The organism is Mucilaginibacter frigoritolerans (assembly GCF_007830615.1).
GTDB classification, from domain to species: Bacteria; Bacteroidota; Bacteroidia; order Sphingobacteriales; family Sphingobacteriaceae; genus Mucilaginibacter; species Mucilaginibacter frigoritolerans.
The window spans coordinates 217,185-232,868 of the sequence record NZ_VLLI01000009.1; the positions used below are offsets into that span (position 1 = coordinate 217,185).

General features: G+C 37.4%; 11 protein-coding genes. 7 read left to right on the forward strand and 4 right to left on the reverse strand.

The features are described 5' to 3' along the window. Window positions 1-6 precede the first annotated feature (6 nt). A complete protein-coding gene (locus JN11_RS16200; protein ID WP_246139028.1) occupies window positions 7-1,347 on the reverse strand; it encodes a TolC family protein in 1,341 nt (446 codons plus the stop codon). A 133-nt stretch (window positions 1,348-1,480) separates the two neighbouring features. Then, window positions 1,481-1,852 carry a hypothetical protein gene (locus tag JN11_RS16205; RefSeq protein ID WP_144914218.1) on the reverse strand — a complete coding sequence of 124 codons (372 nt, stop codon included), beginning with the start codon at window positions 1,850-1,852 and terminating at the stop codon, window positions 1,481-1,483. Window positions 1,853-2,051: 199 nt separating this feature from the next. On the opposite strand from JN11_RS16205, the gene JN11_RS16210 reads away from it, so the two are divergent. The 6 genes from JN11_RS16210 (at window position 2,052) to JN11_RS24780 (ending at window position 12,515) form a co-directional block, all read left to right on the forward strand. Continuing rightward, a complete protein-coding gene (locus JN11_RS16210; RefSeq protein ID WP_170227772.1) occupies window positions 2,052-4,655 on the forward strand; it encodes a M1 family metallopeptidase in 2,604 nt (867 codons plus the stop codon). A gap of 858 nt (window positions 4,656-5,513) precedes the next feature. Further along, window positions 5,514-8,606, forward strand: coding sequence for a SusC/RagA family TonB-linked outer membrane protein (locus JN11_RS16215; protein ID WP_144914219.1), 3,093 nt, complete (start codon window positions 5,514-5,516; stop codon window positions 8,604-8,606). A gap of 115 nt (window positions 8,607-8,721) precedes the next feature. Continuing rightward, window positions 8,722-10,290: a SusD/RagB family nutrient-binding outer membrane lipoprotein gene (locus JN11_RS16220; RefSeq protein ID WP_246139029.1), complete on the forward strand. Its 1,569-nt coding sequence runs from the start codon at window positions 8,722-8,724 to the stop codon at window positions 10,288-10,290. Between the two features lie 262 nt (window positions 10,291-10,552). Continuing rightward, a complete protein-coding gene (locus JN11_RS16225) occupies window positions 10,553-11,524 on the forward strand; it encodes an energy transducer TonB (protein WP_144914223.1) in 972 nt (323 codons plus the stop codon). Window positions 11,525-11,553: 29 nt separating this feature from the next. Continuing rightward, complete coding sequence (locus JN11_RS16230; protein WP_144914225.1) at window positions 11,554-12,204, forward strand: toxin-antitoxin system YwqK family antitoxin; 651 nt, start codon at window positions 11,554-11,556, stop codon at window positions 12,202-12,204. A gap of 68 nt (window positions 12,205-12,272) precedes the next feature. Then, window positions 12,273-12,515: an energy transducer TonB gene (locus JN11_RS24780; protein ID WP_262713290.1), complete on the forward strand. Its 243-nt coding sequence runs from the start codon at window positions 12,273-12,275 to the stop codon at window positions 12,513-12,515. Window positions 12,516-12,573: 58 nt separating this feature from the next. Here the strand turns inward: JN11_RS24780 and mdh are convergent, their stop codons facing one another. Then, entirely contained in the window at window positions 12,574-13,512 is a 939-nt protein-coding gene (gene mdh, locus JN11_RS16240) for a malate dehydrogenase (RefSeq protein WP_144914228.1), read from the reverse strand. Between the two features lie 626 nt (window positions 13,513-14,138). On the opposite strand from mdh, the gene JN11_RS16245 reads away from it, so the two are divergent. Beyond that, window positions 14,139-15,149: a glutamine synthetase beta-grasp domain-containing protein gene (locus JN11_RS16245; RefSeq protein ID WP_144914229.1), complete on the forward strand. Its 1,011-nt coding sequence runs from the start codon at window positions 14,139-14,141 to the stop codon at window positions 15,147-15,149. Window positions 15,150-15,172: 23 nt separating this feature from the next. Here JN11_RS16245 and JN11_RS16250 read toward each other — a convergent pair whose 3' ends face one another. Further along, complete coding sequence (locus JN11_RS16250) at window positions 15,173-15,607, reverse strand: gamma-glutamylcyclotransferase family protein (protein ID WP_144914231.1); 435 nt, start codon at window positions 15,605-15,607, stop codon at window positions 15,173-15,175. Window positions 15,608-15,684: the final 77 nt, after the last annotated feature.

Sequence of the window (15,684 nt, forward strand, 5' to 3'; positions counted from 1 at the left end):
ATCTTTTTATTTTAACAAGTTTAAAACAGCATCAACCTGGTTCTCAGTAATGGCTTTGCGGAATAAAGCGTTCGAGTAATCGTATTTTGCCTGCATATAGTCGGTCTCTGCCCGGTAAAGAATATTAAGTGCAGCGTCTAGCGTAATAATATCCGACAAGCCATTTCTATACAATGAAAGGTTTTGCCGATAACTGTCATTAGCTGCTTTTAACTGATTGGGGATTTCTTTAAGCCGACTTAGCGCAGTTTGCATCTCTACATCAGCCTGATTCGCACTTATAGCAAGCAATTGTTGTTGTTCCTGCAATTTTTTATAAGCATAATCGGTACTGGCTTTTTGAGTGTGTTCTTTTAACTGCATCCTCCGCAGATCAAATAAATTATAAGAAATCCCTATACCTACCAGATAATTACCTCGTTGAAAATCATATCCACTTGAAAGACTGTTATAGTTTCCTGATGCATCAACGCTTGATCCGCGCCCCCACGCTGCTGCAAGAACAGATATTTTGGGATTGTAAAGCTTTTTGACCAGGCTTTCCCTTTGCAGATTATTTTCATAAACAGACCGGTAATAATTAATAATGGGATGATTAACAGTATCAGCAGGAAATAAATAGGCCGATGACTTAGCAATCAGCGTTTTCTCAATCGTGGTATCGGGCTCAATTGACTGATAGGGAAGTCCGCTTACTGCTGAAAGTTGTAGCTGTACCTGCTTAAGCTGATCATTAAGTTCAATATAATTCAGCCTGGCTTTAGATAACTCGGCCTGAGCTATACTGGTGTCCACACCAGCACGTACACCACTTTTAGCAAGCGACATAATGGAACGCAAAATTTGTTCCGTACGCTGAATATTGCGGTATTGAATGCCCAAAAAATCCTGCAAACGCAGTAATTGCAAATAGTTGCTTATGGTATAAGCCCTTAAATCGTATTTTGATTGGGCGTATTGATTTTGTTCAACATTGATATCTGCATTGGCAACTTTATTTTGAGCACCATATTTACCAAAGTTGTAAACTTCCCAATTAAGAGCAGCAATACCCAAATTGTCGGATAAAGCTGTTGTTACATTTGTGTTATGAATACCACCTGAACTGGAAGGTACGACACCCAAACCGAAATAAGGGCCGGTAACATTATTACTGGTACCGACATCGGCCTGGTAGTTTAAAGTAAGATCAGGAAGCCAGTTGTTTCGTGTTTCAGCGGCCTGTGCCTTACGGATAAGTATAGCAGCCGAATCGGTTATCAGTGTTGGTGCTTTTTGATCAACTGAATTAAGTAACGCTTTTAAAGTTACTATGGGTGATTGCTGTGCATCTGCAGTTATCGCCATAAAAAGCAACAACAAAATGCAAATGCATCTTTTTGAGGTTAACATTTATTTAAGAAATTAATGAATGAAATAGTTTAATAAAACAGCTATAACTGTTTACCAATCAGCCATATTTATGGCTAATAAACTATCATCAAATGAGGAGCGTGCTGTTGAGCAGCCAGACTTGTTTACCATCAGAGAGATCTGACCGTATTTTATTTAATAAACCTGTAGTTATCGATATTCCGGCTGCAAAAACAGCTGGAAAAAGTATATTCAAAAAATATAAAAAGCGTAAAAAAAATAATTTGGCAGGTTCTGCCAGCTTTTTCAGTAAAGTATTGAAGTCATTGTTACTATCTTCCGAATATTCCTGTTTACGCTTATTAAAAGCCTTAACAAAAATATTTTCATCAGCAGGTGGATGGATACGACTAAACATGCCAAACCCTAAAAAAGGTTTTGCTACCAATAATAATACAGCTAAGCTGAAATATATTTTGGCTGTTTTATACAATTGCATGTTTATATCTAAAGATATTATTTAACTAATATACAAAGATTAAAAGAATATGTTTTATAAACGCTGCTGTAACATTAATGTTGCGCTGTGCGTCTTACCGTTTTACAGCGTTGCAAAGTAGACAACCGATATTATTTTAATATTAATACACCTGAATATTTTATATAACTTGCCTTTAAAAATCAAAAACATCCAACAAATGAAACTTTACAAAAGTCTACTGGCTTTATTAGTAGGTATCGGCGTGCATAACGTAAATGCGCAAAGTACTGATCAATCACCGGCAAAATACGACCAGCACAAGGTATTTTCACCGCTGTTTTACCCAGCTAAGGGAAATGAATACCGCGCCGCATCAGGTGCGCCGGGCGTAAAATACTGGCAAAACCATGCTGATTATAAACTCAACGTTACGTTAGATACAGCCAAACATCGTGTTAGCGGTACAACTGTAATTACTTATACCAATAATAGTCCGGATCCACTTTCATTTTTGTGGCTGCAGGTTGACCAGAATATTTATCGCGAAGATTCTCGCGGTGAAGCTACCAGCCCCGTAACCGGCGGACGTTTCACTAATAAAACCTTTACTAATGGTGATGAAATTAAAGGCGTTTATGTAATTAAAAACGGGAAACAAGAAAAAGTTGATTACCTGGTAACCGACACCCGTATGCAAATAAAGCTGAGTGATACCTTAAGATCAGGCGGCAGTAAGCTTTTAATAAAAATTGATTATGCTTTTGATGTACCGGAATATGGTACCGATAGAATGGGGCGTAAATTATTTAAAAACGGCTGGATTTATGAGCTTGCCCAATGGTACCCACGCATGGAAGTATATGATGATGTTACCGGATGGAATGTGATTCCGTACATGGGCGCATCAGAGTTTTACCTGGAATATGGCAATTTCGATTACACGGTAACCGCTCCATCAAATATGGTGGTGGTTGGCTCAGGCGAATTGCTGAATCCACTGGAAGTATTAACACCTAAAATTATAAGCCGCCTTGCTTCAGCTAAAAACAGCGACAAAACGGTAATGATCAAAGATTCGGCAGAGTTAAACAACCCTGATCTGCATCCTCAAAAACCAACTCTTACCTGGCATTTCTTCTGCAAAAACTCACGTGATGTATCATGGGCAGCATCAAAAGCATTTATGTGGGATGCCGCACGGATAAACCTGCCAAGTGGTAAAAAAGCACTGGCACAATCCGTTTACCCGGTTGAAAGTAAAGGCATGGGTGCTTGGAGCCGCTCAACTGAGTATGTAAAAGCTTGTATTGAGCTTTACTCTAACGAATGGTTTGAATATACCTACCCGGTAGCTACCAACGTAGCAGGCATAGTAGGGGGGATGGAATATCCTGGCATTGTATTTTGCGGATCGGATAACCAAAGTGGTGCATTATGGGAAGTTACTAACCATGAGTTTGGTCATAACTGGTTCCCGATGATTGTAGGTTCAAATGAACGTAAATATGCATGGATGGATGAAGGTTTCAATACTTTTATCAATAAGGTAGACACTAAAGTTTTTAATAAAGGCGAATATTTTGAGCCGCAAGATCAGCATATGGCTGCACCCAATATGTTTTCAGCAGATGCTGATGCCATTATGAATACACCTGATGTTATTCAGCCAGATTACTTAGGTTATGCAGCATATGAGAAACCGGCATTAGGCTTAACCATTTTACGTGAGCAGATATTAGGCGAAAAGCGCTTTGATTATGCTTTTCAAACATACATTAAACGTTGGGCATTTAAGCACCCAACTCCATGGGACTTTTTCCATACCATTGATAATGCTGCAGGTGAAGACCTAAGCTGGTTTTGGAATGAATGGTTCTTTAACACCTGGAAACTTGACCAGGCCGTTAAATCGATAGATTATCAGGACAATGACCCCTCAAAAGGAGCATTGATCACCATTGAAAACCTGGAAGAAATGGCCATGCCGGTAACTATTGCCATCAAAGAAGAAAACGGCAAGACCGGAACAGTTAACTTACCTGCAGAAATATGGCAACGCGGTGCTAGCTGGACTTTTGCCTATAAATCAACCTCAAAAATTGAATATGCCATTATTGACCCTGACCATGTTTTGCCTGATGTTAATCCTGAAAACAATTCATTTAGCGGTATAGCTATTCCGCAGGGAGTAACTGCTGCAACAGTTATAAAAACCTATATTGATGCCATCGGTGGTGAAAACAGATTAAAGGACGTAAAAGATCTTACTATAAATGCAGAAGGTTCTGTACAGGGCTTAGCCGTAATAAGGGTAAATAAGTATAAAACACCTGACGAGTTTTTTCAGGATATTTCTGTGCCTGCCTATAACAATTTAAATGTTAGCCATATCATTATTAATGGAGACAGTTTAAATGTGATGCAGATGAGAAAACAAGCTGTAATTCCGGCTACTGAAAAAGGCGCGGTTAAAGCCCGTTATAAACTTTTCCCTGAGCTTGATTTTAATAAAAGTGGTTATAGCATGCAACTTGATCCAACAATAAAAGTTATTAATGGTCAGCTGGCCTACCTTGTAAAAGTAACTATGCCGGATGGTACAAAAGTAAACTACTTTTATGATCAGAAAACCGGCCTTAAATTAAAACAATTTACCGATGTAAAAGGCAGCACCCAAATGGAATGGAGCGACTACAGAGATATCCAAACCGGGATAAAAATACCGTTCTCTGAAAAAACTACAGTAGTAGGGCAACCGATTGAATTTAAAGTCAAGACAACTGAAGTGAACAGTAATATATCAAATGATATTTTTAAATAAATCAATTATTCAGTCCATTACTTTGTTTTAATGGAGAAAATATAAAATAAAATTTTGTTTTGCTTTATATTATATTATAAATCCTGGCTCTATAAATAGAGCCAGGATTTTTTTTATAGCATTTTTTCTTTAACACAACGTAACATCCATGTTAACAAACTAATTATTTCCTAACATATAATTTCGCTTTTTTTAACATAAACAATTGATTATCAGACAAATTAATACTAAGATAAAAACAACACTGGATTCTTTTTAAAAAAATTTAAAAAGAATTTGTTATTATTAAGTAAAATTGCTTATGTTCGTTTTTAGATGAATTAAAAAAACAAAATAAAACTAATGTTTTAGTGTGAAAAATCGAATAAAAATTGCTCAAAACAGTACCTATTGTAAAATATTGTATTGCTTTAATAACATTTCAATTAAAATTCGCGCTTAAAAAATGATAAAAATTCAACATTAACTAATATTAATAATAACCATTTGATTAAACAATTACGTATCATCAAAAACAATTAAAGCAAGCCTTGGCTTGCGATGCCTGACATTAATGAATAATACCAATCAACAGGTGAAAAAACAACAGGTCCTAAGATTGGTATAGCGGGGCACGATTACACAACACTTATTGTAATAACATTAAAATTTGAACACATAAAATTATGTAATGGAAGACTTTTGTGCTTTTTAAAAACAAAGTCTCATCTAAAAAACAATCGTTTTGATACATTAATATGCAATAGAAACAATATTTAATAAACTGATTACAAACATTTTAAAAAACAGATTAAATATGGGAAAATCAAATTAAGAACAATTAGCTCCGAAATTATTAACAAACTAAACAACCCAACAATGAAAAAAAAATTACTATTTACTTTATTAATACCTTGTATAGCCGTGGGAGCAAAAGCCCACAGTTATGGAGGTAATAATATGCACGCATTTAAAGAAAATGCGGGACAAACTATAAAAGCTATTGCAACTATTAAAGGAACGGTGAAAGATACCAACGGTGAACCCTTAGTAGGTGTAAATATTGCTTTAAAAGGTACCGATAAAGGTACCCAATCAGACGTTAACGGAAACTTCACTATTGAGGCAAATGCCGGAGATGTACTGGTTTTTACTTATATAGGCTATAACAAAACCGAAGTTAAAGTTACCGGACCAACGGTTAATGTTGTTTTAACTGCAGACTCAAAACAGCTAACGGAAGTTGTAGTAACTGCATTAGGTGTTAAAAGATCCGAAAAATCACTGGTATACGCTAACCAGGTAGTTGGAGGAAGTGAGTTAAATGCTGTTAAAAGCGACAACCTGATGAATTCATTAAACGGTAAAGTTGCCGGTGTTGACATTTCGCCAAGTTCATCTGGTGTTGGTGGCTCAGTTAAGGTTATTTTACGTGGTAGCAAAAATACACTACAAGGCAACCAGCCGTTGTATGTAATCGATGGTGTGCCAATAACCAACACTTCCAACTCAAACGGACAGCCAAATGGTACTTATGGTGGATCACCGGATGGTGGAGACGGTATCTCGAACTTAAACCCGGACGACATAGAAAGCATAACTGTACTTGAAGGAGCTGCTGCTTCTGCACTTTATGGTTACCAGGCTGCAAATGGTGTTATTCTGGTAACTACTAAGAAAGGTAAAGCTGGCAAAGCTCAGATCAATTTTTCATCATCTTACCTTAATGATGCGATCTCTTACAAACCAAAATTCCAGAATGAGTATGGTGAAACACCAAACGGAAACCAAAGCTGGGGAGCAAAATTATCAACACCCAGCACAGCTAATAACCTGGGTGACTTTTATCAACACGGCAATAATTACACCAATGCCTTCAATTTCACTAGCGGATCAGATTTGGCGCAAACTTATTTTTCATATGCCAACACAACCGCCAATGGTGTGCAGCCTACCAATAGCCTGGAACGTAATAATTTCACTTTCAGGGAAACAGCACATTTCTTGAATAATAAATTGACACTGGATGTAAATACCAATTACATTACCCAAAAAATAGATAATACGCCAGGTGAAGGATTTTATTTCAATACCCTGCCAGGCCTGTATTTGTTCCCGGTAGGTGTTGATATTCTTCCATATAAAAACAATTACGGCGTACCACAACCGGCACGTAACGGATTACTAACCCAAAACTGGGTGGCTAATGAAGATATTCAACAAAACCCATGGTGGATATTGTACAAAAATCCAAACTATTCAACACGTAACCGGGCATTGTTCAACGCGAGCTTAAAATATGACGTAGCCGATTGGCTAAACATACAAGTACGTGGTAATGTTGACCGTGTAGCGGATACATGGGAGCAGGATTTGTATGCGGGCACTAACGCTGTATTAAGCGTGGCCAATGGGCAGTATACCCGCACTGATCAAACACTTACCCAAAGCTACGGCGATGCAATAGCTAACTTTAAAGTACCTATGAAATCAGACTTTAAAATAGATGGTTTGGTAGGTGCAAGTATAACTGATGATAATACAATAGGAACAAAACTTAACCCCGGTTTAGGCCTTGCTATTCCAAACGTATTTATTCAGCAAAATGTGTTAACATCAACCAGCACCAACGCAGCTACATTACCTTCAAACCGTAACCAGGTTCAATCTATATTTGGTAGTGTAAACTTCTCTTACAAAGGCTGGGCATATCTTACCGTTACTGAAAGGAATGATTGGGCATCTACGCTGGCATCGTTGGCCGGTACCAATAATTTTTCTTATTCGTATCCATCAATTGGTTTATCATTTATCCTGAGCGATATGTTCAAACTACCTGATTTTATTAGTTATGCTAAGATACGTGGCTCCTATGCCGAGGTTGCTTCGCCAATTCCACCATACCTCACCAACCCGATCAATTACCTGGCAGGCGGCGGTGCTGTTAACTTCAATCAAGTAGAAGTACCCGATAATTTGAAGCCTACCGATACCAAATCAAAGGAAGGAGGTGTTGACTTGAAATTATTAAACAATAAGCTTAATTTTAGTTTCACCTATTATGAATCCAATAGTTACAACCAATTTATTCAATATACACCCAGTTCTTCCAGTATATATACTACCGGTTATTTAAATGCAGGAAATATCCAAAATCAGGGAGTGGAACTAACCCTGGGCTATGATATTTTGAAAAGTAGTGATTTCGGATGGAACTCATCCTTAAATTACTCCAGCAATAAAAATAAGGTTATTGAGCTTAACCCTGCTGCTCCAACCACGCCGGTTATACTTACAGGCAGCGGACCTAATGCATACGAGTCTGCATTAGCTGTAGGAGGTTCATACGGTGATATCTACGGCGTTAAATATGAAAGAAACGCTGCAGGCCAAATCATGGTAAACTCAAGTGGTGCACCTATCAATAATGGTACTTTTGTTAAATTAGGTAACCCGAACCCGAAATTTCAAATGGGATGGAGCAACAGCTTTAACTACAAAAAATTCTCATTGAACTTCTTAGTTGACGGAAAGTTTGGAGGCCAGGTAATGTCAATGACCCAAATGCTGATGGATAGCTACGGCACATCACTTGTTACCGGGCAAGCGCGTGATGCTGGAGGTGTAACTGTTAACGCTGTTGACCCAAGCGGAAAAGCAGTAACAAAGGTAGATGCTTACACCTGGTATTCAACTATCGGAGGACGTTCGGGAATTGCTGAAGCTTATATGTATAGTGCAACAGTGGTACGTTTACGCCAGGCTTCATTGGGATACAATTTCCCTGTTACAAGTGGTTTTATAAAAACACTTAGGTTATCTGTGATTGGAAACAACCTGTTGTACTTCTACAAAAAGGCACCTTATGATCCTGAAGTTACTATGTCAACAGGTAACGGCCTTTCTGGTGTAGATGTATTTAACCAGCCTACCACCCGTAGAATTGGAGCACAACTAAATGTTACCTTTTAGTGAATAATTGATCTTAAAATAATTAGTGATGAAAAATATAACTTTTTTAAAAGATAAATTAATTGGGATTAATACTTTAAGTAAATGTATCCTGGTTAGCGCGTGCATCATTCTAATGAATGGATGTACGAAAAACTTCGACTCCTATAATACAGACAACACTGGGATAACGAATGCTGAATTACAACCCGATTTCAATAATGTCGGTTTGTATTACCCAGGTATACAGCAAGGTATATTTGGTGTGAATGGGGATTATCAGCTGATGCAAAATTTAAATTCAGATTGCTATGCGGGTTACTATATGTCTCCTGACCCGTTCAGGGGAAATATCAATAACCAGAGCTATGCTTTAGTAGACGGCTGGAATTCGCGCGTATATACTATAGCTTATCAAAATGTAATGGGACCAGTAAGAGTAATAGCTGGTAAAGGAACACGGACTGCAAACCCTCACTTTTGGGCTATTGCTTTAATAATGCAGGTACAAGCCATGAGCAGGGTTACTGATTATTACGGACCAATACCTTACAGCAAGGTTGGACAATCCGGTACTAATACAGCTTATGATTCCCAGCAAGCTGTTTACAATTCATTCTTTTTGCAACTGGATACTGCTGTTACTAACCTTACAGCTTATGTTTCGGCTAACCCGGGCCTGACCCCTTTCAAAAAGTTTGACATGTTATATAGCGGCGATTACAAAGAATGGATAAAATATGCTAATTCGTTAAGGTTAAGGTTAGCTATGCACCTGGTAAATATTGACCCAACTACGGCTAAAACGCAAGCGTTAAAAGCTATTGCAGATCCGGGTGGCTTAATTACCACTAACGCAGACAATGCCCAGCTTTCGGGTTATGGCTATTATAACGACGTATGGTGGATAGGTACAAGCTGGACAGATTTGGCCGCAGGCGCAGCTTTAACTTCCTATTTAAATGGGTATAATGATCCGCGTGAATCAAAAATGCTTTCCCCGGCTACAGCACCTGCAAGTATTGCAGGGCAATATGTTGGGATACGTGCAGGTACACCTGTAGGTGGTAAACCAATGTATAGCGGATATTCTACCCCTAACTTTGCTATCATGCAGGAATATACACCTATGGTACTCTTCAACGCGTCTGAAGTTTGGTTTTTAAAGGCTGAAGCTGCATTAAGAGGCTGGACCACTGAAAGCGCACAAACAGATTATGAAACAGGTATAAATACTTCATTCGCCTATTGGGGTGCTTCTATTGGCAGTTACCTTAGCGATAACACCAGCACACAGGCTAATTATGTAGATCCGCAAACTCCTGAAGCAGGTGTTGACAATGCAAGTATCAATGCAATGTCAACAATTACAATTGCCTGGAATAGCAGCGCAACCAATGAACAAAATTTGGAGCGGATCATCACTCAAAAGTGGCTGGCTATGTTCCCTTATGGCGGCTGGGAAGCCTGGACGGAATATCGTCGTACTGGTTACCCAAGGCTTTTTCCTGTTGTGGTTAACAATAGCGGAGGTACTATAAGTACATCCTTGCAAATCCGTAGGATAGCATATCCATCCAGCGAATATACCAATAATGCTTCTGGTGTAGCTGGTGGCGTGTCATTACTTGGCGGTCCAGATAATGGAGGAACAGCTGTATGGTGGGATACCAATAAAGGTCAGGCTGTTCCAAAGAACTTCTAATTCCTTTCTAATTTAAACCATTTGAAATCCTGATGCACTACTGTGCATCAGGATTTTTCATGAATAGCACCGGCCTAAAAACACACAATTAACCCTTACAAATAAAACATTCAAAATATGAATAAAATTAACTTTAACGCGACGAGCACTATAGTGTTCAAAGCATTCATTTTTGAACACTTTGATTACTGTGATTAATTATTTGAGTGATCAATTGATAAAAATTTTAGAATCTGTTTATCTTTAACCACATATTAAAGAGATGCTAAAGCCTATTCTTATTACTATTACAGGTATTTTACTGATGAGCACTGTCTTTGCTCAAAAAAATGACAGCTCAGTTTATTATTTAAATAAAAAAGGCGCTGTTGTTAATACTAAAGATGATGCCGATTACAAAATGGTATTTCTACCTCCTGATAGTATCATAGATAAAAGTCTTTTTATTATTAAAGGGTATTATAAAAGCGGTAAACTTAAATTGTTAGGATATTCAAAAACCAATAACCTGAATTTGAAATTTCAGGGCAAGGTAACCGTATTTTTTCCTGATGGTCATAAAATGCGGATTACTAATTATGAGAATGGTGAAATGATTGGCGATATTATTGAATATTATCCTAACGGAATGTTTTATAACCGGGAAACCATTACCAAATTAGCCACCGGCGAAGAAAAAACATCATTGCAGGATTGCAGCGATAGCAATGGCAAAGTACTGGCAAAAAATGGCAACGGTACCTGGTTAAAACTCAATAGTGAACTGACAAAGGTTAAGGAAGAAGGCCCTGTCATAAATGGGATTGAAGAAGGGGAGTGGCATTCCCGGAAGTCAGATTCGGTAGAGATAATTACTGAATATAAAAATGGCAAAATTGTAAGTGTTGCAAGTTTATATAAATCCGGAGAAAAAATTTATTCTTACGTTGAAAAAGCTCCTGAATTTCCCGGTGGGTCTGAAGGCTTCAGTAAGTTTATTGGCAGCAATGTTAAATATCCAGCCGAAGCCAAAAAGAATGCAGTTCAGGGCAAGGTTATGATATCTTTCGTTGTGGAGAAAGACGGCAGCCTGAGCGAAATAAAGACCATAAAAGGAATCGGCAGTGGATGCGATGAGGAAGCAGTAATTGTAATGAAACTATCTCCTAAATGGGAGCCAGGCATACATAATGGGAAAGCTGTAAGGGTACTTTTAACATTACCTATTACTTTCTTGTTAGGTAAGAAAAAATAACCAATACTTTTAAATTCAAAAAACATATAATGATTAAATCTTTACTTACGCTGATTTTAAGCGCATGCTTCTTTTTGGCTTTTGCACAAAAAAAAGATACTTCAGTTTATTACGTTACAAAATCAGGAAAGATCGTTTCAACAAAAGATAGTGCTGATTATTTTGCCATGATTCTACCTCCTGATACAAGTATTGATAAAAACCTATCAATTATAAAGGAATACTATAAAAATGGAAAAATCAGATTAATTGGAAATGCGACGATTACCGGTTTGAAATTTCAGGGTTCTGTTATTAGTTTCTTTCCAAACGGTCATAAAATGAGTATAAAAAATTATGATACGGGCAGCCCTAGTGGAGATTTAATAGAATATTATCCAAATGGTAAATTCTATAATAAAAAGAGTTATACCGATGAATTGATAGAGAGTGACCGTGAGCTATTATATAAGGAATGTAATGATTCAACGGGAAAGGTGCTCGCAGAAAACGGTCATGGGAAATGGATTAAATTCAATGATGACTTCACTAAAGTGTTAGAACAAGGAAATATAGTAGATGGTAAGCGTGATAGTGTTTGGACGATTGCAGTAACTGATAGTACAGGTTTTATGGAAAGCTATCATGATGGAGCACTTATCAAGCGTCAACCGTGCATTATCTCTCATAACAAATTTTAGTCTCGGTCGATACGCCCCCGAAGTTTACCGACGGAATAGAAGGTTTATATAAATTTATTGGCAAAAACATTAGGTATCCATCTGAAGCAAGGAGAAACGGAACACAAGGCCGTGTAATTGTGAACTTTATTGTTGAAGAAAATGGAACTCTAACCAATATTAAAGTTGTTCGCGGCATAGGTGATGGTTGCGATGAAGAAGCGGTGCGGATTATTAAAATTTCATCTTCTCTTTGGAAGCCAGGTGTGCAAAATGGAAAACCAGTAAGAGTAAGTTATACTGTACCTATTAGCTTTCAATTATCATATTAAATACAAAAGAGGGCTTTTATCAATCGATAAAAGCCCTCTTCCCTTAAAAGATTTGTTACTATAATAAGTTCGAATCAACCAAAACCTGGTTCATGTTACGAACTGCATCAGCGCTTTTGTTAAATTCAGCTTGTTCAGCATCGCTCAATTTGAAATCAAGAATCTTTTCAAAACCGTTTTTACCAAGGATAACCGGAACAACTAAAGAAATATCTTTCTGGCCATATTCACCGTCAAGCGCAACACCACACGAAATTAGTTTTTTCTCATCGCGAACAATGCTTTCAACCATTGCAGCAGTACCTGCACCAGGTGCATACCATGCAGAAGTACCGATTAATTTGGTTAAAGTAGCACCACCAACCATAGTTGCTGCAACTACTTTATCCTGTTGTTCTTTGCTTAACAATTGAGTCACCGGAATGCTGTTCCAGGTAGCATGGTTAATTAAAGGAATCATAGTAGTATCACCGTGACCACCGATAACAACAGCATTTAAATCAGCAGGTGAGCAACCAAGCTCCTGGCTCAAGTAATATTTAAACCTTGCTGAATCCAAAGCGCCACCCATACCTAAAATTCTGTTTTTAGGTAAACCTGAAGTTTTCAGGGTAAGGTAGTTCATGGTATCCATTGGGTTTGAAACCACAATGATGATAGTATTTGGAGAATATTTTAAAATATTTTCGGTAACGCTTTTTACAATGCCTGCATTGGTGCCGATTAGTTCCTCACGGGTCATTCCCGGCTTGCGTGGTAAGCCTGAAGTAATTACCACTACTTCTGAACCAGCGGTAGCTGCATAATCATTAGTAACACCCTTTATTTTGGTATCAAAACCCAATAAAGCTGAAGTTTGCATCATATCAATAGCCTTGCCTTCAGCAAAACCTTCTCTGATATCTAACAAAATTAATTCTTCAGCCAATTCTTTCCTGGCGATATTATCCGCGCAGGTAGCACCTACAGCTCCGGCACCAACAACAGTTATTTTCATATTAGTAATTTGTTTTTAATTCGTTATGAAGCTATTATGTAGCAGTTTAGATTTATTTGGCCGCAAATAATGGTTTCATAATTTACTTGATTTGCAGATAGAAAATTAAATTGGCCGAAGATAGATATTTATATTTTTTAGAACGTAAAAAATGTGTAATATGTAGTGTTTCTGAATTGAGAAATTTATATTAAATTCAATTTGATTAACGAGCAATATCAGTCCTGAAGTTTTTTTAGATAATAAATAGATTTTAGTGAGCATTATAACTTTAAAAAGCAAGCCAATTAAGGTTGTATTCTAATGTAAAACTAAAAATATCAAAATCCCTAATAGCAAAACCACCAAATAAATTTATCAGTAATAATAAACTACGGGAAAATCGGTTTATTGAATAATTCACTTTTACTTTTTAGCCTATTTTTCAAGAGCAGACCATCACCGCATTATTCTTTTATTGGGATTTTGCCGAAATTAATACCACATAGAGGTGTTTTCAAAAAAAATTCTAATTTTTTTAACATTTTATGATGAATTTTATAAAAATAATTTAAATTCGCCTCGATATTTGTATATAACGTTATAAAAAACGCGATTTAAACCCAATATTATAAAATCCTTAAAAAATGGCAACTAAACTCGAGTACATCTGGCTTGACGGTTACAAACCAACACAAAGCCTGCGCAGCAAAACTAAAATTGTAAGTGACTTCACCGGAAAATTATCAGAATGCCCGGATTGGAGTTTTGACGGTTCATCAACCGAGCAGGCACCAGGCGGTTCGTCTGATTGTGTTTTGAAGCCTGTATTTATTTGTAAAGATCCGGGAAGATTAGATGCTTACCTGGTAATGTGCGAAGTACTGGATTCAACCGGTGTACCTCATGAGTCAAATGGCCGTGCTACCATCCAGGATGATGATAATGATTTTTGGTTTGGTTTCGAACAAGAATATTTCTTATGGGATCCTGAAACTGATAAACCTCTTGGTTTCCCGGCAGGTGGTTACCCTGCTCCACAAGGCCCATATTATTGCTCAGTAGGCGCTAAAAACGCTTTCGGCAGAGAGATTGTTGAAGAACACTTAGACCTTTGCCTTGAAGCTGGTTTAAATGTTGAAGGCATCAACGCTGAAGTTGCTGCTGGCCAGTGGGAATTCCAGATTTTCGCTAAAGGTGCTAAAGAAGCTGGTGACCAAATCTGGGTTGCTCGTTACTTATTAGAAAGAGTTGGTGAAGCTCATGGTGTTTCTATCAACTGGCATTGCAAACCATTAGGTGCTTTAGACTGGAATGGTTCAGGTATGCATGCTAACTTCTCAAATACTACTTTAAGAACCTGTGGTAGCAAAGATATTTACGACAAAATTTGCGAAGCATTCCGTCCGGCAGTTGCTGAGTGTATTGCTGTATATGGTGCACACAACGAGTTACGCTTAACCGGTAAACACGAAACTGCTTCAATCCACGATTATAGCTATGGTGTTTCTGACCGTGGTGCTTCCATCCGTATTCCTTTATACACCGTTCAAAAAGGCTGGAAAGGTTACCTGGAAGATCGTCGTCCAAACTCAGCTGCTGATCCATACAAAGTTGCTGCAGTTATCATTAAAACAGTTAAATCTGCTAAAGTTTAAACTCCTAACTAAACTAAATATGATTAATCCCCTGGCTGTAAAAGGTCCGGGGATTTTTTATATAATAAATAATTGCCTAAAGTAATTTCAGGTAAACCCTTAACAGGTAAATTATATAAGTAAACCCAGCAACTCATTTTTGTACTATTGACCATCTCAATTTCAACTAATTGCCTTATAAATTCATTTGGATAAGGTTCATCTGTTCCAAAACCTTCATATTCATCTAATACCGCAAATGTAACTTTAGGATCATCCACAAAAAAGATACTACCATAAACATATAGGCCACATCCGGTATCTGCAATAGCACCGGGATATAATCCTATTTCATAAAGTTTTCCTTCAAATTTTCCCTTATTATAAAACGTGCAATTTTGTTTCAGGTAAACAGCAAATTCGTTATCATCATTTAATAATGACCCATAAACAAATAAATAACTCATTCTTTCATCCATCAAATCAAAAATATTAAAAACTAACACAGATCTTGTACGTATAGCATATGCCTTGAGCAAAACATCTTAACAATTAT